Source organism: Nonomuraea phyllanthi, assembly GCF_006334985.2.
Taxonomy (GTDB): Bacteria; Actinomycetota; Actinomycetes; order Streptosporangiales; family Streptosporangiaceae; genus Nonomuraea; species Nonomuraea phyllanthi.
In genome coordinates, this window is sequence record NZ_VDLX02000009.1 from 144,592 (window position 1) to 162,813 (window position 18,222).

An 18,222-nucleotide genomic window follows, 5' to 3' on the forward strand; every position below is an offset into this window, starting at 1 on the left:
GTCAGACCACGAGGGGGTGGCGGGAGGGCGGACGGGCGGCTCCGTCGTAGACCGCCCAGGCCGCGGCCAGGTTGTTCACCGCTCGCGAAAGTTCCTCCTCGGGGAAGAGGAAGTGCAGGCGCATCCGGTCGGCGTGCCGGCCCAGCGGGTCGAACGACCGCCCCGGCGCCACCGCGACGCCGTGCCTGAGCGCGAGCTGGGCGAAGGAGTCGGCGTCGCCGCGCGGGATCCGTACCCAGATGGTCTGGCCGCCCCGCGCGGGCTCGAAGGACCACGACGGCAGGTGCTCGCGCAGCTCGGCGCACAGGTGGTCGTGCCGCTCGCGCAACGTGCGCACCCGCGCGGCCCGTACCTCCTCAAGGCGGCCCAGCAGGGCGACGGCGGCGAGCTGGCTGAAGACCTCGCCGCCCAGGTCGTGCACCGCCCGCAGCCTGGCGAGCCGCGAGACCAGCGGCGCCGCCGCCCGGACCCACCCGACCCGCAGGCCGCCCCAGACGAGCTTGCTCAGCGAGCCCACGGAGATCAGGTGCTCGCCCCGCTCGTACGCGGCGAGCGGGGGCGGGGTCTCGCCGGTGAAGGAGAGCTCCGCGCAGACCTCGTCGTCGATCAGCGGTACGTCGTGCTCGGCGGCCAGCGCGGCCAGCCGCCTGCGCTCCGCGGTGTCCATGACCGCGCCGCCCGGGTTGCGGCCCGTCGGGACGAAGTAGGCCAGCGCGGGGCGTTCACGCAGGTCCTCGGCGGTGCCGGGCCGGATGACGGCCGCGGCGTGCCGGAACACCTCCAGCGCCCCCGGGTACGTCGGCGTCTCGGTCAGCACGGTGTCGCCCGGCGTCAACAGCAGCCCGGCCAGCAACGTGAGCGCCTGCTGAGCGCCCGTCGTCACCAGGATCTGGTCGGCGGTGGTGGGCACGCCCCGGCCGGTGTAGTACGCGGCCAGCGCGGCGCACAGAGCCGGGTTGCCCGCCGGCTGGTAGCCCAAGTCGCGCGTGCCGGCCAGCCGCGCCCCCGCCTCCTCGTACGCCTCGAACAGCGCGGGCGGCGGGTCGTGCGGCGCGGCGCACGTCAGCAGCAGCACGCCGTCCGGCGGGTGCAGGATGTGCATGAGCAGCGGGTTGGCCACCACGCCGTCGGCGGTCCGTGTCGCCGGCAGGTGGAGCGCGGCCACCCGGGTGCCGCTGCCCTGGCGGCGCAGCACGCGGCCCTCCTGCTGGAGCAGGTCGTACGCCGCCACTACCGTGCCCCGGCCGACCGCCAGCCGCCTGGCGAGCACCCGGTCGGGCGGGAGCGGCTGGTCGGGCGCGAGCACGCCGTCGTCGATCAGCGCCCGCAGGCGGGCCGCGAGCAGCAGGTACAGCGGCCCGCGGCCGGACGCCCAGCGGCCCAGCAGGTCGACGAGGTCGTCGAGTGCCGGGGGATTGGCCCCATTCATGGACCAATTCTGGCCGATTGGCTCTCACACCGGAACCGTTCCGCGGCGATCCTTGATTCATGACCGAATCCCGCCCCGAAACCTCGCGCCCTGACACCTCGCACCCTGAGGCCGTGCGTTCTGAGGGTTTGCGTCCTGAGACGCGCGTCGTCCACGTGCCGCAGCCCGCCGTCGAGGGCAGCCGCCCGATCGCCATGCCGATCTACCAGACCTCCGGATTCGCCTTCGACGACCCCGCCGTGATGGCCGACGCCATGGGGCGCTCCGACGGGCCGTTCGTGTACGGGCGCTACACCAACCCCACCGTCCGCTCGCTGGAGCAGGCCGTCGCCGGGCTGGAGGGCGGGGCCGCCGCCATCGCCACCGGCTCCGGCATGGGCGCGATCAACACCGTGCTGCTCGGCCTGCTCAAGCCGGGTGACCACCTCATCGCCCAGACCTCCCTGTACGGCGGCACCGCAGCCATGATCAACGACCTGGTGGGCAGGTTCGGGATCGCCGTCACGTACGTCCCCGAGAACGACCCCGCCGCCCTGCGCGCCGCCGCCCGCCCCGAGACCCGCCTCGTCTATCTGGAGACGATCAGCAACCCGATGACGCTCGTGGCAGACCTGCCCGGAATGTGCGCGGCGGCCCGCGAGCTCGGCATCGTCTCCGTGGTGGACAACACGTTCGCCACCGGCCTGCTCTGCCGGCCCATCGAGCACGGCGCGGACATCGTCGTCCACTCCACGACCAAGTACCTGTCCGGGCACACCGACGTGGTCGGCGGCATCGCCGTCTTCGCCTCCGCCGAGCTGCACGAGAAGGTGTGGCACTTCGCGATCGAGCTGGGCGCCTCGGCCGACCCGTTCGCGGCCTGGCTGTCGCTGCGCGGGATGCAGACGCTCGCGCTGCGCATGGAGCGCCACTGCTCCAACGCCCGCCACCTGGCCGGCCGACTCGCCGCGCACCCCGCCGTCAGCGCCGTCCACTGGCCCGGGCTGCCCTCGCACCCCTCCCACGAGCTGGCCGGCAAGCTGCTGTCCGGCTTCGGCGGGGTGCTCTCGTTCGACCTCGCCGGCGGGCGGCCCGCCGGGGAGAAGTTCATGAGCTCCGTACGGCTGGCGCTGCTCGCCCCCTCGCTGGGAGGCGTGGAGACGCTCGTCCTGCACCCGGCAACGACGTCGCACCGGTCGCTGAGCGCCGACGAGCTGGCCAGGAACGGGATCGGCGAGGGCACCGTACGCGTCGCCGTCGGCATCGAGCACCCCGAGGACCTGTGGGCCGACCTTTCGGGGGCGCTGGCATAGTGGCGAGGGTGAACTTTGCGGAAGTCCTGGCCGCGGCCGGGCGGATCGACGGGCACGTGCTGCGCACGCCGGTGCTGGAGGTCTCGCCCGGCACCTACTTCAAGCTGGAGCTGCTGCAGCATTCGGGGTCGTTCAAGGTGCGCGGGGCGTTCAACCGCATGCTGTCGGCCGGCGAGCTGCCGCCCAGCGGGGTCATCGCGGCCAGCGGGGGCAACCACGGGCTGGCGGTGGCGTACGCGGCGCGGGCCCTCGGGGCGCGGGCGGAGATCTTCGTGCCCGAGGTGACCAGCCCGGTGAAGGTGGCCGGGCTGTCGGCGCTGGGGGCGCACATCACGCAGACCGGTGCGATCTACTCCGACGCCGCCGAGGCCGCCGCCAAGCGCGCCGCCGAGACGGGGGCGCTGGTGGTGCACGCGTACGACCAGCCGGAGGTGGTGGCGGGGCAGGGCACCACGGGGCTGGAGCTCGTCCGGCAGACGGGCGGCGTGGACACGGTGCTGGTCGCGGTCGGCGGAGGCGGCTTCGCGGCGGGGATCACCGTGGGGACGTCGGACGGTTCGAAAACCACCGGAATCTCCGAGGGCTCCGCGACGCCCCGGCCTTCGGAGCCATCGGAGCGTTCGGAGCGTTCGGAGCGTTCGGAGCGTTCGGAGCGTTCGGAGCCTTCGGAGCCGTCCGGGGCTTCCGGGGCGGCGGGCGGACCGAGGATCGTCGCGGTGGAGCCCATGAGGATCCCCACGCTCCACGAGGCGCTGCGGGCTGGGCGTCCGGTGCCGGTCGAGGTCGGAGGCGTGGCGGCCGACGCCCTGGGCGCCACCCGGCTCGGCGGTCTGGCCTTCGAGATCCTCTCGTCGCCGCGGGTGCGGAGCGTGCTGGTGAGCGACGAGGCGATCGTGGAGGCCCGGCGTACCCTCTGGGCGCGGCACCGGGTGGCGGCCGAGCACGCGGGCGCGACCGCGTACGCGGCGCTGCTGACGGGCGCCTACACCCCGGCGCCGGGGGAGCGCGTGGCCGTGGTGATCTGCGGCTCCAACACCGACCCCGCCACGCTCACCACCTGACCTCGCCACCTCACCCCGGCACCACCCGCCCGTAACCTCACCCCCGCCCGTCGCCACCACGCTGCCACCGACGACCGCCCGCCATCATGACTCGGCCGTCACCGCCACAGGCGGCCAGTCACGACCGCCCGTGGTCTTGATGAGCCCGTCACCATGACATGGCCATCACCGCCACAGACTGCCGCCGCCATGGGGAAGCCCTCATCACGGGCGATCGGCGTCACGGGCGATCGGCGTCACGGGCGATCGGCGTCACGGGCGATCGGCGTCACGGGCGATCGGCGTCACGGGCGATCGGCGTCACGAGCGACCGTCATCACGAGCGCCGTCTGGCGTATGGGGGTACATCGGCCTGGTGGATCGTGCCCCATAGACGGCGGGCGGGGGCGCGTTCGGGCAGGTCGGGTCCCGGCCATCAGGCCGTAGGCGTGGGCCGGGACCCGGCACCCTCAGCTGTAGGTGTGCTCAGGAGCGGGGAAGGCGCCCGAGGCCACGTCAGCGGCGTAGGCCCGGACGGCGCGGTCCATCACCTCGCCGAGGTCCGCGTACCGCTTCACGAACCGGGCCGGTCGCGGCGTGAGCCCCATCAGGTCCTGCCACACCAGCACCTGCGCGTCCGTCCCCGAGCCCGCGCCGATCCCGATGGTGGGGACGGCCAGCGACGACGTCACCCGCTGCGCCAGATCGGCGGGTACGCACTCCAGCACCAAGGAGAATGCGCCCGCCCGTTCGAGGTCCTTGGCGTCGGCCATGAGCTCGTCCCCCGCCTGGCCGCGCCCCTGGACGCGGTAGCCGCCCAGGACGTTCACCGACTGCGGGGTGAGACCGAGGTGGGCCATGACGGGGACCCCGGCCGCGACGAGCGCCTCCACCTGCGGCAGGATCCGCCGGCCGCCCTCCAGCTTGACCGCGTGGGCGCCGGCCTCCTTCATGAAGCGCGCCGCCGACTCCAGCGCCTGCTGGGGTGAGGACTGGTACGAGCCGAACGGCAGGTCGGCGACCACGAGGGCCCGTGACGAGCCGCGTACGACGGCCGCCGTGAGGGGGAGCAGGTCGTCGACCGTGACGGGCAGCGTGGAGTCGTACCCGTACACGACCATGGCCGCCGAGTCGCCCACTAGCAGGACCGGGATGCCCGCCGCGTCGAACACCCGGGCCGTCATCGCGTCGTAGGCGGTGACCATGGGCCACCGCTCTCCGCGCTCCTTGGCGGTGGTGAGGTCGCGGACGGTGACCCGGCGTCCCGACGCGCCCCCGTACAGCATGGTTGAAGAGGACATGAGTGAACCCTCCAGAAACGTCTCGAGGCGCCCCAGTGGCGTCCCCGGACTCCTTCCGATGATGGCACGCGGGCCTCGGCCGAAAAACCCGTGGCGAAACTGTCGGTGCCGCTTGCCAGAATCGACTCCGGAGGTTAACGACATGGCTCTCGACCCTTACCGGCGGCTGTTCAGGCTCCCGGGTGTCCCCGCCCTGCTGGTGATGGGGCTGCTGGCGCGTGTCCCGTCCACGGCCATGGGCATGACGCTGACGCTGCACGTCGCCGTGGGGCTCGACCTGGGCTACGGCAAGGCCGGCCTGGTCACCATGGCCAGCACGGTCGGGATGGCCTTCGGGTCGCCGCTGTCGGGCAGGCTCGTCGACAGGCACGGCCTGCGTCCGGTGCTCATCGTCACGACCGTGGCGCAGGCGGCGTTCTGGGCGTCCGCGTGGGCCATGTCGTTCCCCGTGCTGGTCGGGGCGGCGGCGCTGGCGGGGCTGCTGGCGCTGCCCGTCTTCAGCGTCACCAGGCAGTGCCTGGCCGCGCTGGTGCCGCCCGTCCAGCGGCGCAGCGCGTTCGCGCTCGACTCGATGCTGGTCGAGTTGTCCTATATGGCGGGTCCCGCCCTCGCGGTGGCGGGGATGACGATGTTCGGCAGCGGCGTGACGATGACCGTCATCGGGATCGGGACGGCGGTGGCGGGCGTGGGCATGATCGCGCTCAACCCGCCCACCCGGTCGGCCGACGAGCTGGCGGACTCCGGGTCCGGGGTCAAGGTGCCGCTGCGGACGTGGCTCACCCCCGGGCTTGTCGCACTGCTCGGCACGGCGGCGGCGGCCACGTTCGTGCTCACGGCGACCGAGCTGTCGCTGGTCGCGACCATGAACGAGGCGGGCCAGACCGAGTGGGTGGGGCTCGCCGTCGCCATCTGGGCCGTTTTCTCCCTCGTCGGCGGGTTCGTGTACGGCGGCATGCCGCGCGGGTTCTCGCCCCTGGTGCTCATCGCCTCCATGGGCCTGCTCACCATCCCCGTGGCGCTGGTCGGCGGCGGCTGGCACTGGCTGGTCCTGGCGCTGCTCCCGGCCGGCCTGCTCTGCGCGCCGTCGCTCTCGGCCACGGTCGACGTGCTCTCCCGATGGGTGCCGGCGGGTGCGAGAGGCGAGGCCATGGGCTTCCACGGCACCGCCCTGCTGATCGGCGGCGCGATCGCGGCTCCCCTGGCGGGGGCTGTGATCGACGGGGCCGGGCCGAAGTGGGCGTTCGTGCTGGCGGGCGCGGTGGGCGCGGCCATCGTCCTCGCGGCCGTCCCGTTCTGGTCCCGCCGCCCGGCCGAGTCGCCGGCGCCGCCGGCGCGGGAGGGGGTGGTGGCGGGCGAACCGGCCACGGTCACGCCGTCAGGGGGGTGAGCCGCCGCCCGCATCGGGCCCAGTCGCCCGGTGACAGGCAAAGCCCGTGAACACAGCTCCACGCCCCCGGGTTTCGAGCCAGGTCCGACCCGTGCCTCGGGGTGTGCTTTGACCTGGGCTCGGGCCTGACCCGGGCCTGGATCCGGCCCTCAGGACCTGCGCCTGGATTCGACCCCTGACCTGCGCCGGAGTCGCAGGTCGGCCCCGGCTCCGCTCCCGACCTGACCCCTGCCGAGGGTCTTGGCGTGGACCCGGGACTCAAGCCTTGCCCCGGCCTGGGATCGGCCTGAGCGCTGAGCTGTGCCCGAGCCGTGCGCCGTTCTGGACCCTGACCTGACCACGAGCCGTGGCCCTGGTCTGGGTCGCGAGCTGGCCACGAGCCGTGGCCCTGGTCTGGGTCGCGAGCTGGGTGCGGTGCCGTGCCCTGGTCTGGGTGGCGATTGGGCGCGGTCCCGTACAAGGCGCTCACCCCGCCCCGGGGTCGCCACACACGGGTGCATCGACCTGCACGGGCTCGCACCGTCAGGGCGTGCGCTGGGGGTGGGTGGTGAGGCGGGTGGACTTCTTGGAGTGGGTGAGAGTTCACCTGAGGTTTACGAAACGGGACCGTTGCGTATCGGAATAGGTTGCGATACGGTGTCGTTGCGAAACTCGTACGTATCGAAATTGAGGAGCACTGTGAAAGACGTAGTCGTGGACCCGAGATTGGGTCACCCACGCCGTTGGGGAATTCTTGGCGTGCTGGTGTTCAGCCTGCTGGCCGTCGTGCTGGACAACACCATCCTCAACGTGGCGATGAAGACCATCGCCGACAAGACGGTCGGCCTGGGGGCGACCCAGAGCGAGCTGGAATGGGCGATCAACTCCTACACGCTCGTGTTCGCCGGATTGCTGTTCACGTTCGGCGTGATCGGGGACCGGACAGGGCGCAAGCGGATGTTGTTCATCGGCATGGCGCTGTTCGGGCTGGCCTCGCTCGCCAGTGCGTACTCGCAGGACCCGATGCAGCTGATCATGGCGCGGGCGGCGATGGGCATCGGCGGGGCGGCGATCATGCCGGCCACGCTGGCGATCATCTCGAACGTCTTCCCGCCCGGTGAGCGCGGCAAGGCGATCGGTGTTTGGGCCGGCGGCGTCGGGCTCGCCGTCGCGATCGGGCCGATCACGGGTGGCGTGCTGATCGAGCACTTCTGGTGGGGCTCGGTCTTCCTGGTGAACGTGCCGATCGTGATCATCAGCATGATCCTCATCGCGACGCTCGTGCCCGAGTCGCGCGACCCGAAGCCGTCGAAGCTCGACCCGTTCGGCGTGCTGCTGTCCATCATCGGGCTGGTGGCCATCGTGTACGGCATCATCCGCGGCGGCTTCCTCGGCACCGTGGCGAGCGCCGAGGTGCTGGCGCCGACCCTGATCGGGCTGGTCGTGCTGGGCGTGTTCGTGTGGTGGGAGCGGCGCATCGACCACCCGGTGTTCGACGTCCGCAACTTCGGCAACGTCCGCTTCAGCTCGGCCATCGGCATGATGGGCATCGTCTTCTTCGCGATGATGGGCGGGATGTTCTTCTTGACCTTCTACCTGCAGACCGTGCTGGAGTTCTCGCCGGTGCAGGCGGGAGCGCTGATGATCCCGTTCGCCGCGGCCCAGCTGATCTTCGCCCCGCTCAGCCAGCGGGTGAACGAGCGGTTCGGCGCCAAGCTGTCGGCCACGGTGAGCATGATCGTGGTGACGGCGGCCCTGGGCAGCTACGCGCTCATGGACCAGGACACGCCGATCCTGCTGATCGAGGTGGTCTTCTTCGTCCAGGGCGCCGCGATGGCCAACATCATGCCGCCCGCCACCACCGCCATCATGGAGTCGCTGCCCAGGGAGAAGGCCGGCGTGGGCTCGGCCATGAGCAACACCGTCCGCCAGGTGGCCGGCGCGCTCGGCGTGGCCGTGCTCGGCTCGGTGCTGTCGTCCAACTACCGCAGCGAGATCACCCCCTCGCTGGCCGGCCTGCCCGCCGACGTCCAGCACTCCGCGGGCGAGTCGATCGTCCAGACCATGGGCGTCGTCCAGGCGCTCGGTGACAGGGGCCAGGCGCTGATGAAGCCGGCGTTCGACGCGTTCATCGACGGCATGCATGTCACGGCGCTAGTGTCGGCAGTGATCGCACTGCTCGGTGTCGCGGTCGTGGCCAGGTGGATGCCTGGCAAGGCGCGCCCGGTGCAGCAGGCGGAACAGAAGGAACCAGCGGTAGTGTGAGGCCGCCATGACGATCCAGGAATCAGGGGCCGCCCGTCCGGCGGGACGGCCGCGCAGCGAGAAGGCCGAAAAGGCGATCATCGAGGCCACCCTCGACCTGATCGGCGAGGGCACGGGGATCTCCGAGCTGTCCATCGAGGCCATCGCGTCGAGGGCGGGCGTCGGCAAGACCACCATCTACCGGCGCTGGTCCAACAAGGAGGACCTGGTCGTCGACGCCCTCGCCACGCTCAAGGCGCCGTTGCCGTCGCTCACCGGCACGTCGGTGCGTGACGACCTGATCAGCCTGCTCGACGCGATGCGCAGGGACGCGGGGGAGACCCGCAGCCGCTGCGTCATCAACATCGCGATGAGCGAGGCCGACCGCTACCCGCAGCTGGTGGCCCGCTTCCTCAACCGGGCCGTCGAGCCCCGCAAGGAGGCGATGCGCGACGTGATCGAGCGCGGCATCGCCACCGGCGAGCTCCGTCCCGACCTGGACGTCGCCATGGGCGCGGCGATCCTCACCGGCACCATGCTGTGGCACACGAAGTGGGCTCCCGCCGGGGCTCTCGCCCCCGACCTCGCCGAGCGGGTCGTGGACGCGGTTCTGGCGGGAATGGCCCCCCTGACCTGATCCACGACCTGGCGCGTGGTGGCGCCGGACGTGCGGGACTGCGGTCACGTACATCCGGCGCCGCGCCGTGCGCGGGCGGCTGTCGCCCGCCGGGGCTTCGCGCGATGCGGCGTGGCCGGCTGGGGGAAGATCGTTCTGGTCTAGGCAGAACGTGAGCATTGTTCTAGTCTCGCGGCCATGCCCCCCATGCGAAGAATCGCGACGATGGTCGTGCTCACCTCCGCCCTCCTGTTACCCTGCGGCGCCGCGTTCGCCCACGAGGAGCGTCCCGTGACGCTGCCGGACGGTACGGGCTCGGTGCCGGTGTTGCGGTCGGGGGAGCCGGACCTGCTCGTATGCAAGACGGATAAAGCAGACTTCGAGCGGCGAATCGCGAAATTTCCGGAGGCGCTCAAAGACCACAACCTCGACCTTTTCGCGAAATGTCAGGCCAAGGGGGTCAGGCACCTCCAGGAGGCCGTCGACCAGGTCGACCGCCCCGGAATGACGATCGCCATCCTCCCCGGGCTCTACCGCGAGGAGCCCAGCCGCCCCGGCCCCACCGGCGACTGCGCCCACCTCCCCGCCCGCTGGTCCACGTGGGGCTACCAGATTCTCAGCTTCGAGCAGCAACAGCAGTGCCCGCACAACCAGAACCTCGTCGCCATCCTCGGCAAGGAGGACCTGCAGATCGAGGGCACCGGCGCGGACCCCCTGGACGTCGTGATCGACGCGGAGTACCGCAAGCTCAACGCCATCCGCGCGGACCGTACCGACGGCATCTACTTCCGGAACTTCACCGCGCAGCGCACCACGTTCAACTCCCTGTACGTGCTCGAAACCGACGGGTTCGTCATCGACCGCGTCCTCACCCGCTGGAACGACGAGTACGGCTTCCTCACGTTCGCCAGCGACCACGGCCTCTACACCGACTGCGAGGCGTACGGGAACGGCGACGGCGGCCTCTACCCGGGCAGCGCCTCCAACCTCAACGACGGCCGCGGCCACGACGTCCCCCGGTACGCCATCGAGATCCGCCGCTGCAAGAGCCACGACAACGCGCTCGGCTACTCGGGCACCGCGGGCGACTCGATGTGGGTGCACGACAACGAGTTCTACGACAACATGGTCGGCGCCACGATGGACAGCCTCTGGCCCTCGCACCCCGGCCTGCCGCAGAACCACGCCAAGTTCGAGAACAACAAGATCTACGACAACAACCGCGACTACTACCGCTACACCCGCGACGGCACCTGCGCGAAGCCGCCGGCCGAGCGCGGATACGAGCGGGGCGTCGTGTGCTCGCAGGTGGGCGTACCGCCGGGGACGGGCATCCTCGTCGCGGGCGGCAACTACAACGTCTTCAGGAACAACCGGATCTGGGGCCACCAGCGGGCGGCGTTCCAGCTGTTCGGGGTGCCCGCGTTCATCCGGGGCGAGAGCGACCTGGCCAAGCAGGCCGACACGTCCGACTTCAACCGCTACGAGGGCAACGTGTTCGGCGTGGACCCGGCGGGGGAGCGGCGGCCGAACGGGCTGGACGTGTGGTGGGACGGGCAGGGCACCGGCAACTGCTGGCAGGGCGACACGGGCAGGTCGTCGCCCGCCGTGCTGCCGGTGTGCGCGGCCCCGGCTCCCGCGCTGTCGGGCGGGGCGAGCCGGCTGGTGGCCGAGCCGGTGAAGGTCGTCAAGCTGTACCTGTGCGCGGACTTCAGCGCCTCGGACGCCCGGCTGCCGGCCGGGTGCGACTGGTTCGGCGCGTCAGGGCTCGGCAAGGTGGAGACGCAGCTCGCGCTGGGTGGCTCGGCGGTGCTGGGGCTGCTGCTGTGGCTGTTCTGGCGGCGCTCGCGCCAGGACGTACGGCGCCGCGAAGCCGCCGCCCGGCCCGGTGCGCTCCGCCATCGCCTGATCGTGGCCGGAAGCGTCGCCGGGCTGGCCGGGCTCGTGCTCGACGTGGTGGCGGCGGCCGTGGACAGCACGGTGCAGGCGGGCGTCGCGTCGCTGTTCATGGGCGCGTGGTGGCTCTGCCTGGGGGCGGCGCTGCGGGCCGGGCGGCCGGCGTTCGGCTGGCTGACGATCGTGCTCGGGCTGCTGGCCTGCGCCGACGCCTTCGACCGGATGGTGTGGCTGATCCCGGCCGTCCCGCTGGGGCCGGGCTGGATCAGAGGACTGGTGACCGGGCTCTGGGTGCTGTGCGCGGTCGTGGTGCTGGCCCCCAGGCGCAGCCGTATCACGGAGGAGGCCGCCGAAGAGGCCGGGGTGCGGGCATGAGACGCGCGCGGGTGGCCGCGGCGGTGCTGGCGTGCTGGCTCGCCGCGGCGTGCGGCCCGCTGTCGCAGACCCACCATAATCCGGGCAACAGCCACGAGGTGGCGACGGCGGCGCCGAGCGGGACGGCGGAAGCCGCGATCACCATCGCGCACGGCCAGGTGAGCCCGCCGCCCGGCTGGCTGGAGGTGGCCAAGGGGCGGCAGGTCACCATCACCGTGACCAGCGACGTGGCCGACGAGCTGCACGTGCACGGCTACGACATCGAGGCCGAGCTGCGTCCGGGCGTGCCCGCGACGGTGCGGTTCACGGCGGACCTGACCGGCGTGTTCGAGGTGGAGACGCACGGGAGCGGGCTGGTCCTCACGCAGCTTGCGGTCCGATGAGCGTGCCCGCGGGATTCGGGGTGCTCGCGCACGGCGTCGGCGCGCGCAGCGACCTGCCGATCCCGCTCTTCTACGCGTACGCGGGCGCGGTCGCGGCGCTCGTCGTGTCGTTCCTGGCGCTCGGCCTGCTCTGGGCCGACTCCCGCTTCCGCGGCGACCGGGCGGGCCGGGTCATTCCGCTCCGCCTGCCCGCCTGGCCGGTCCGCGTCCTGACGCTGCTGCTCGCCCTCTACACGATCGGCTGGCTCGCGGCCGGGCCCGCCGAGCGGAACGCGGGCCCATACCTCGTGTACGTGCTCTTCTGGGTGGGTCTCGTGCCCGCGTCGCTGCTGTTCGGGCCGGTGTGGCGGGCGCTGAGCCCGTTCCGGCTGCTGCCCGGCCGGGCGCGCCGCCCGCTGCCGCCGCGGCTCGGGTACTGGCCGGCCGCCGCCGGGCTGCTCGCGTTCACCTGGATGGAGCTGGTCGCCCCCGAGCCCGCAGCGCCCGTCACCCTGCTGGTCTTCCTGGCGCTGTACGGGGCCGTCCAGGTGGCGGGCACCCTCGCGTACGGCCACGCCTGGCTGGAGCGCGGCGACCCGTTCGAGGTGTACTCCACCCTGATCGGCCACCTGTCGCCCATCGGCAGGCGGGCGAACGGCGACCGGGTCCTGCGCAGCCCCTTCGACGGGCTCGACGCCATCGAGCCCGCTCCCGGCCTGGTCGCCACCGTCTGCGTCCTGCTCGGCGGCACCGCGTACGACGGCTTCTCCACCACCCCCGCCTGGGTCGCCGCCCTGCAGTCGGGCCCGCTGGGCCGGACGGGGCTGGGCACGCTCGGCCTGCTGGCGGCCGTCGCCGGGGTGGCCCTCCTGTACGCCGCCTGCCTCGGCACGGCCGGCCTGATCGGCGGCGCCAGGGGGCTGACCGCCCGCTTCGCCCACTCGCTGGTGCCCGTCGCGACCGGCTACCTCATCGCCCACTACTTCTCGCTCCTCGTCATCGAGGGCCGGCACGGCCTCCTCCTGGCCGTGGGCGTGCCTGCCGAAGCCGACCAGAACGCCGTCGCGCCCGGCACCATCGCCACCGTCCAGGTGCTGGCCATCATCGTCGGGCACGTCGTGGGCGTGGTTGCCGCCCATGACCGCTCGGTCCGGCTCCTGCCGCCGGCGCGCGCGGTCTCGGGGCAGATCCCGCTGTTCGTCCTGATGGTCGGCTACACGATCGGCGGCCTGACGCTGCTGCTCTGATCCACGGCCACGCCGCCGCGCCGATCACCCGCCGCCGTGATCACCGCCGCGCCGATCATCCGCCGATCGACGCGGGGATCAGGTGCTCGGTGAGCAGGCGGCGGACCCGGTCGTGGCCCGTCACCCACGGGCGCAACAGCTCCCATCCATGGAAATATCCGAACACGTACGGGCTCATCGGCGACGGCCTCAGCAGGCCGAGCGCCGACGCGGCCTCCTCCTCGCTGTAGAGCGCCCACCGCGTCAGGTAGCCGACCAGCTCCGCGTCGCTCGCGCCCTCGTCCGCCAGGAACGCCGCGTTGCCCCAGACGCCCCACAGCACGTTCTTGGCGTGGTGGATCGCCGCGAGGTCGCTGCCGTCGGGCCGGATGCCGACCTTGGGGAAGATGTGCCGGTTCAGCCATACCTGGGCCTCGTCGCCGGGAAAGAGGATCTCCTCGGCCAGCAGCCCCAGCCCCTCGCTCAGCACGAAGGGCGGCGACGGCATGAACCGCGCCCGCAGCCCCTCCGTCGACGCCGACTCCTTCAGCATCGACTCGGCGATGTGCCCCGGATGGCCCTCGTGGGCGACCACGTACAGCAGATCGGCCAGGTTGAAGGGAATCGCTCTGTTGATGTGGATCGTGGACTTCAGCCCGCCCTCGTACTCGCCGGCCGCATGGAACGACACGCTCTCCACGAGCCGGCACTCCACCACCTCGTCGGGCAGCGGGACGATGGCGCGGGTACGCGCGCGCGTCTCGGCCACCGCGTCCGCCACCAGGCCGGGCAGCCGCTCGATCGGCTCCAGCGTGTGGGCGGCCTGCCAGGCCCGTAGCCGATCGGCCGTCGATCCGGAGGCGCCGGGCAGCGCCGCGGCCAGTTCCTCGTGCGCCTCCTCGAACACCGACTCCGGCAGCCGCCGCGGCTCCAGGCCGAGGCACTCCCGCGCGTACTCGGCCAGCGGCAGCCGCTCGCCGCCCAGGTACCGGGCGACGGCGCGCATCGCGCGTACCTGGGCCGCCAGATGGGGCGCCGGGGCGCTCTCCAGCAGCCGGTCGGCCTGCTCGGCCAGCGCCTGCGGCGCCGAGGGCACCTCGGCGGGCGTGCTCCCACGGTGGATCAGCACTCCTCCGCCGAGGCGGCTGGTGCCGAACGCCAGCATGTCGTAGTCCCTGTCCCAGTCCGTCATGCGGCCAAGCTAGCTGTACGGTTTTCCGTACAGTGCACGGCCAAGGGAGGCGGAGAATGTCCATCTGGTTCCGCGAGGCGGGCGGTGACAGGCGCGAGCGCCGGCCGCGCCTGTCACGCGAGCGCATCGTCGAGGCGGCGGTCGACCTGCTCGACGCCGAGGGCGTGGCCGGGTTCTCCATGCGGGCCCTGGCGGCGCGGCTGCAGGCGGGGACCATGTCGCTGTACGAGTACGTCAAGAGCAAGGAGGACGTGCTGGACCTTGCCCTCGACGAGGTGATCGGCGAGATCGAACCGGTGGAGGAGGGCTCCTGGCGCGTCGTCCTGGTGGGCCAGCTCACGCAGAGCCGCGAGGTGATGCGCCGCCACCCGTGGCTGTCCGCGCTGACCGGCACCCGCCCCCTGCTCGGGCCGAACGCGCTGGCCCGCTCCCGCCTGTTCTACTCCGCGCTGGCCGGCGCCGGGCTGAGCGGCCCCGCCCTGACCGCCGCCGTGGGCGCGCTGACGTACTACGTGAACGGGTACGTCGCCGCCGAGAACACCTGGTGGGCCACCGTCCGCACCTCCGAGGCGGACACGGAGATCCGCGAGAGGGTCGTCCGCCACCTGAACGAGCACGTCCCCGGGCTCGCCCCGTACACCCAGGTGGACAACGGCGACTTCGACAGCAACTTCCTGCTCGGCCTCGACATCATCCTCGACGGCATCCTGGCCCGGCTTCCCGACCGGACATGACGGGCCATCGGCGGCGCCAGGGGCCGGGTCACGCCTCCGGGCGGACGGCGGCGAGCATGATGTCGAGGGCGCGCTGGGACGTCTGGAGGCGTTCGATCGTCTCGGCTATGCGCCGGCGCTCCCTGCGCAGGTTGCCCAGCATGCCGGGGCAGGCCGTCGGCACCATGCGCCCGCCGTCGTCGTGCACGCACGGCAGCAGGCGCGCGATGACGGCCGTGGGCAGGCCGGCGGCGAGCATCGCGCGGATGTGGTGGACGGCGGCGACGTCCCCCTCGGCGTACTCGCGGTAGCCGTTGGGCAGCCGCACCGGCCGCAGCAGCCCCTGCTCCTCGTAGTAACGCAGCAGCCGCCTGCTCACCCCGGTCCGGTGGGCCAGATCCCCGATCTTCATGTGCTCCTTGACCTTCACATCCATGTGACGCCTTAGCTTGTCGGTGCCAACAACGGAAGGGAGCGGATGATGCCTGGAGCGGTGATCATCGGGGCGGGGCCGGGGATCGGCCGGTCCGTGGCGCGCAGGTTCGCGCGGGAGGGGATGCCGGTCGCGCTGCTCTCGCGTACCGGGACGACCCTCGACCTGGACGGCGTCCTCGGGTTCGAGGCCGACGTCGCCGACGAGGCCCGGCTCAGGGCGGCGCTCGACGCCGCCACCGCCGAGCTGGGCGTCCCGGACGCCGTCGTCTACAACGCCGCGGTCATCAGGCCCGACACGCCGGGCGAGGCGAACGCGAGGGAGCAGTTGGACGCCTGGGCGGTGAACGTGGTCGGCGCGCTGGTCGCGGCCTCCCACGTGCTGCCCGCGATGGCCCGGCACGGCGCCGGGTCGTTCCTCGTCACCGGCGGGATGCCGGAGCCCAAGGCCGCGTACGTGAGCCTCTCGCTCGGCAAGGCGGGCGTGCGGACGCTGGTGGAGCTGCTCGACCAGGAGTACGGGCCGTCGGGGGTGCACGTGGCGAGCGTCACCGTGGCCGGGCCGGTCGCGCCCGGCACCGACTTCGACCCGGACGACATCGCCGAGCACTACTGGCGCCTGCACACCCAGCCCCCGGACCGGTGGGAACGGGAAGCACTCCACGCCGGCGAGGGGGTCAGGAGGTGAGCTTCCACAGCCAGCCGAGGGCACGGAGGCCGAGGCGCTCGGCCACCCGCCGGGAGGAGCGATTGGCGGCGTCGGTGCTGTAGAAGAGGGGGATGCCGGGCAGGAGGGCCGCCCATGCGACGGTGGCGGCCGCCGCGTACCCTCGGCCGCGAAAGGCGGGCGCCGTCCACGTGCCCGCCTCGGCGCCGCCGGCGGTGAGGCGGGCGCTGTGGCAGATCGAGGCCACCTGGCCGTCCTCGACGATCATCGCCCAGGGCGACCCCGCGCCGCCGCCGACCAGCTCGGCCCACTCCTCCGGCTCCCAGGTGTCCGGCCGGAGCGGCAGGACCAGATCGGCGCTGCGCGGGTCATCGGACGTGAGGATGCCGGACGGAAACGCCGGGCGTACGAGACGCCCCTCCGGCCCGTCGGGTGGGAAGGGCGGGCGTACGAGATAGGCCGGGCCGCCCGACACCGTCAGCCCGCCGCCCAGGAGCGCTCGGCACCGCGCCAGGACATCGGGCGGACGGCCCGGGGGCGACGGGGTGGAGCGGGAGACGAGGTCGAGAAGGCGCGCCGCGAGCGGGTCCGGGACGCGTCCTGACACCGCCGCGGCCATGCCGTCGGCCGCCACCCCGACCACCAGGTCCTCCGGCCCCGGCAGGCGGCCACGGCCGTCGAGCCGCCAGATGACGCCCAGCTCGACCCGGAGCAGCGCGACGCTCACGAAACGTCCGGCCGGCGGCGGGGAAGGTCCACGGTCCGGAAGACTACAGCTCCGGGATGTCGTGGTGGTGGCGCCGGATGTGTGCCGCGAAGGCACGCATGTACCCGGCCAGGAACTCCGCGGTGGACGGCACCTGGATGTCGCCCCTGTCGTCGATCAGTCCAGGGGTGAACTGGATGTAGGCCTCGGGCTGGCCGAGCACCGGCGAGTTGGTGAAGGTCAGGATGGACTTGAGGTGGTGCTGGGCGACGGCGGTGGAGATCGGGCCGGGGGAGGCGCCGATGACCGCGGCCGGCTTGCCGTCCAGCACGCTCGACCCCTTGGGCCGGGTCGCCCAGTCGATGGCGTTCTTCAGCGCGCCCGGAATGGACCGGTTGTACTCCGGGGTGACGAACAGCAGGGCGTCGGAGGCCTTGATCGCGTCCTTGAGCTCCTGGGCCACGGCGGGGAAGCTCGGGTCGTGGTCGTGGCTGTACAGGGGCAGCCGGTCGATGGGGATCTCCGCGAGGTGGAGCTCCGGTGGCGCGAGACGGCTCAGGGCCAGGGCGAGCGTCCTGTTGATCGACTTCTGGGACAGGCTCCCGACGATGTAGCCGACGTTGTATGTCACTGCGTTTCCTCTCAAGGGCATGATGGATGCTTGGCTCGGATGTCGACGAACGTGACCGTCTCGTGGAGCGGCGCCCGGCCCGTACGGACGTGATCCACCGTGACGTCCTCGTAGCCGATCGACATGCCGCAGAAGAGGACGAGCTCGTCCGGAGGTGACAGCACTTCCGCGACGGTCCTGCGATACACCGACCACGCCATCTGGGGGCAGCTGTGCAGCCCCTCGGCGCGCAGCAGCAGCATGACCGTCTGGAGGTACATGCCGACGTCGGCCCACTGGGGCAGCCCCATGTCGCGGTCGACGTAGCAGAACAGGGCGGCGGGCGCGCCGAAGCACTGCCAGTTGTCGGCGGCGGCCCTCTGCCGGGCCTCCCAGTCCTCGCGCGGGATGCCGAGCGCGCTGTAGCGCTCCCGGCCGAAGGCGGATCGGCGCTCGCGGTACGGGGACTTGAGCGCGGGCGGGTACATCTCGAACTCCCGCTCGTCCCAGGCGTCGCCGGAGGCCACGCGCTCGCCGGCGCGCTTCTTCAGCTCGGCCAGCGGCCCGCCGGTCAGCACGTAAACGTGCCACGACTGGAGGTTGGAGCCGGACGGCGCCCAGGCCGCGGCGGACAGGACGCGCTCCAGCACCTCCCTCGGGACGGGCCGGTCGATGTAACGGCGCACCGACCGGCGGCTCACGACCGCCTCATAGACGTCCATCGCTTACCCCCGTCAGCTCGGCGCGTCCAAGTT

General features: G+C 72.4%; 17 protein-coding genes. 10 read left to right on the plus strand and 7 right to left on the minus strand.

Annotation, left to right across the window (positions count from 1 at the left end; all coding sequences use genetic code 11):
• Position 1: 1 nt before the first annotated feature.
• Positions 2 to 1,429: an aminotransferase-like domain-containing protein gene (locus FH608_RS24480; protein WP_139632942.1), complete on the minus strand. Its 1,428-nt coding sequence runs from the start codon at positions 1,427 to 1,429 to the stop codon at positions 2 to 4.
• A gap of 113 nt (positions 1,430 to 1,542) precedes the next feature.
• On the opposite strand from FH608_RS24480, the gene FH608_RS24485 reads away from it, so the two are divergent.
• Both FH608_RS24485 and FH608_RS52925 read left to right on the plus strand, forming a co-directional pair.
• Complete coding sequence (locus FH608_RS24485) at positions 1,543 to 2,721, plus strand: trans-sulfuration enzyme family protein (RefSeq protein WP_226899839.1); 1,179 nt, start codon at positions 1,543 to 1,545, stop codon at positions 2,719 to 2,721.
• 8 nt (positions 2,722 to 2,729) lie between these two features.
• A complete protein-coding gene (locus FH608_RS52925) occupies positions 2,730 to 3,782 on the plus strand; it encodes a threonine/serine dehydratase (RefSeq protein WP_226899840.1) in 1,053 nt (350 codons plus the stop codon).
• A 449-nt stretch (positions 3,783 to 4,231) separates the two neighbouring features.
• Here the strand turns inward: FH608_RS52925 and panB are convergent, their stop codons facing one another.
• Positions 4,232 to 5,062 carry a 3-methyl-2-oxobutanoate hydroxymethyltransferase gene (panB, locus tag FH608_RS24500; protein ID WP_139632944.1) on the minus strand — a complete coding sequence of 277 codons (831 nt, stop codon included), beginning with the start codon at positions 5,060 to 5,062 and terminating at the stop codon, positions 4,232 to 4,234.
• A gap of 142 nt (positions 5,063 to 5,204) precedes the next feature.
• Between panB and FH608_RS24505 the strand changes: the two genes are divergently transcribed.
• From FH608_RS24505 to FH608_RS24530, 6 genes are all read left to right on the plus strand, one after another.
• On the plus strand, positions 5,205 to 6,449 hold the full coding sequence (locus FH608_RS24505; RefSeq protein WP_139632945.1) for an MFS transporter: 1,245 nt from the start codon (positions 5,205 to 5,207) through the stop codon (positions 6,447 to 6,449).
• Between the two features lie 738 nt (positions 6,450 to 7,187).
• Entirely contained in the window at positions 7,188 to 8,693 is a 1,506-nt protein-coding gene (locus FH608_RS24510; RefSeq protein WP_226899841.1) for an MFS transporter, read from the plus strand.
• 7 nt (positions 8,694 to 8,700) lie between these two features.
• Positions 8,701 to 9,309, plus strand: a complete 609-nt coding sequence (locus FH608_RS24515; protein WP_139632946.1) for a TetR/AcrR family transcriptional regulator — start codon at positions 8,701 to 8,703, stop codon at positions 9,307 to 9,309.
• A gap of 186 nt (positions 9,310 to 9,495) precedes the next feature.
• Positions 9,496 to 11,559, plus strand: a complete 2,064-nt coding sequence (locus FH608_RS24520) for a right-handed parallel beta-helix repeat-containing protein (RefSeq protein ID WP_226899842.1) — start codon at positions 9,496 to 9,498, stop codon at positions 11,557 to 11,559.
• Complete coding sequence (locus FH608_RS24525; RefSeq protein ID WP_139632948.1) at positions 11,556 to 11,942, plus strand: cupredoxin domain-containing protein; 387 nt, start codon at positions 11,556 to 11,558, stop codon at positions 11,940 to 11,942. The genes FH608_RS24520 and FH608_RS24525 overlap by 4 nt, the downstream gene beginning before the upstream one ends.
• Entirely contained in the window at positions 11,939 to 13,168 is a 1,230-nt protein-coding gene (locus tag FH608_RS24530) for a hypothetical protein (RefSeq protein WP_139632949.1), read from the plus strand. Before FH608_RS24525 ends, FH608_RS24530 begins: the two co-directional genes overlap by 4 nt.
• A gap of 55 nt (positions 13,169 to 13,223) precedes the next feature.
• On the opposite strand, the gene FH608_RS24535 is transcribed toward FH608_RS24530, so the two are convergent.
• Positions 13,224 to 14,339: a hypothetical protein gene (locus FH608_RS24535; RefSeq protein ID WP_139632950.1), complete on the minus strand. Its 1,116-nt coding sequence runs from the start codon at positions 14,337 to 14,339 to the stop codon at positions 13,224 to 13,226.
• A 56-nt stretch (positions 14,340 to 14,395) separates the two neighbouring features.
• Here FH608_RS24535 and FH608_RS24540 point away from each other — a divergent pair, with 56 nt between their 5' ends.
• A complete protein-coding gene (locus tag FH608_RS24540; RefSeq protein WP_139632951.1) occupies positions 14,396 to 15,073 on the plus strand; it encodes a TetR/AcrR family transcriptional regulator in 678 nt (225 codons plus the stop codon).
• Between the two features lie 28 nt (positions 15,074 to 15,101).
• On the opposite strand, the gene FH608_RS24545 is transcribed toward FH608_RS24540, so the two are convergent.
• On the minus strand, positions 15,102 to 15,488 hold the full coding sequence (locus FH608_RS24545) for a MerR family transcriptional regulator (RefSeq protein ID WP_317135580.1): 387 nt from the start codon (positions 15,486 to 15,488) through the stop codon (positions 15,102 to 15,104).
• Between the two features lie 45 nt (positions 15,489 to 15,533).
• Here FH608_RS24545 and FH608_RS24550 point away from each other — a divergent pair, with 45 nt between their 5' ends.
• On the plus strand, positions 15,534 to 16,172 hold the full coding sequence (locus tag FH608_RS24550) for an SDR family NAD(P)-dependent oxidoreductase (RefSeq protein ID WP_139632952.1): 639 nt from the start codon (positions 15,534 to 15,536) through the stop codon (positions 16,170 to 16,172).
• On the opposite strand, the gene FH608_RS24555 is transcribed toward FH608_RS24550, so the two are convergent.
• Genes FH608_RS24555 through FH608_RS24565 form a run of 3 tightly spaced genes read right to left on the minus strand, consistent with a single transcriptional unit; the run spans position 16,162 to position 18,189 of the window.
• Positions 16,162 to 16,878 carry a GNAT family N-acetyltransferase gene (locus tag FH608_RS24555; protein ID WP_226899843.1) on the minus strand — a complete coding sequence of 239 codons (717 nt, stop codon included), beginning with the start codon at positions 16,876 to 16,878 and terminating at the stop codon, positions 16,162 to 16,164. The genes FH608_RS24550 and FH608_RS24555 overlap by 11 nt on opposite strands.
• Before the next feature lie 43 nt (positions 16,879 to 16,921).
• On the minus strand, positions 16,922 to 17,488 hold the full coding sequence (locus tag FH608_RS24560; RefSeq protein ID WP_226899844.1) for an NADPH-dependent FMN reductase: 567 nt from the start codon (positions 17,486 to 17,488) through the stop codon (positions 16,922 to 16,924).
• Positions 17,489 to 17,499: 11 nt separating this feature from the next.
• Positions 17,500 to 18,189 (minus strand): nitroreductase, encoded by a 690-nt coding sequence (locus FH608_RS24565; protein ID WP_139632954.1) that lies wholly within the window; start codon positions 18,187 to 18,189, stop codon positions 17,500 to 17,502.
• Positions 18,190 to 18,222: the final 33 nt, after the last annotated feature.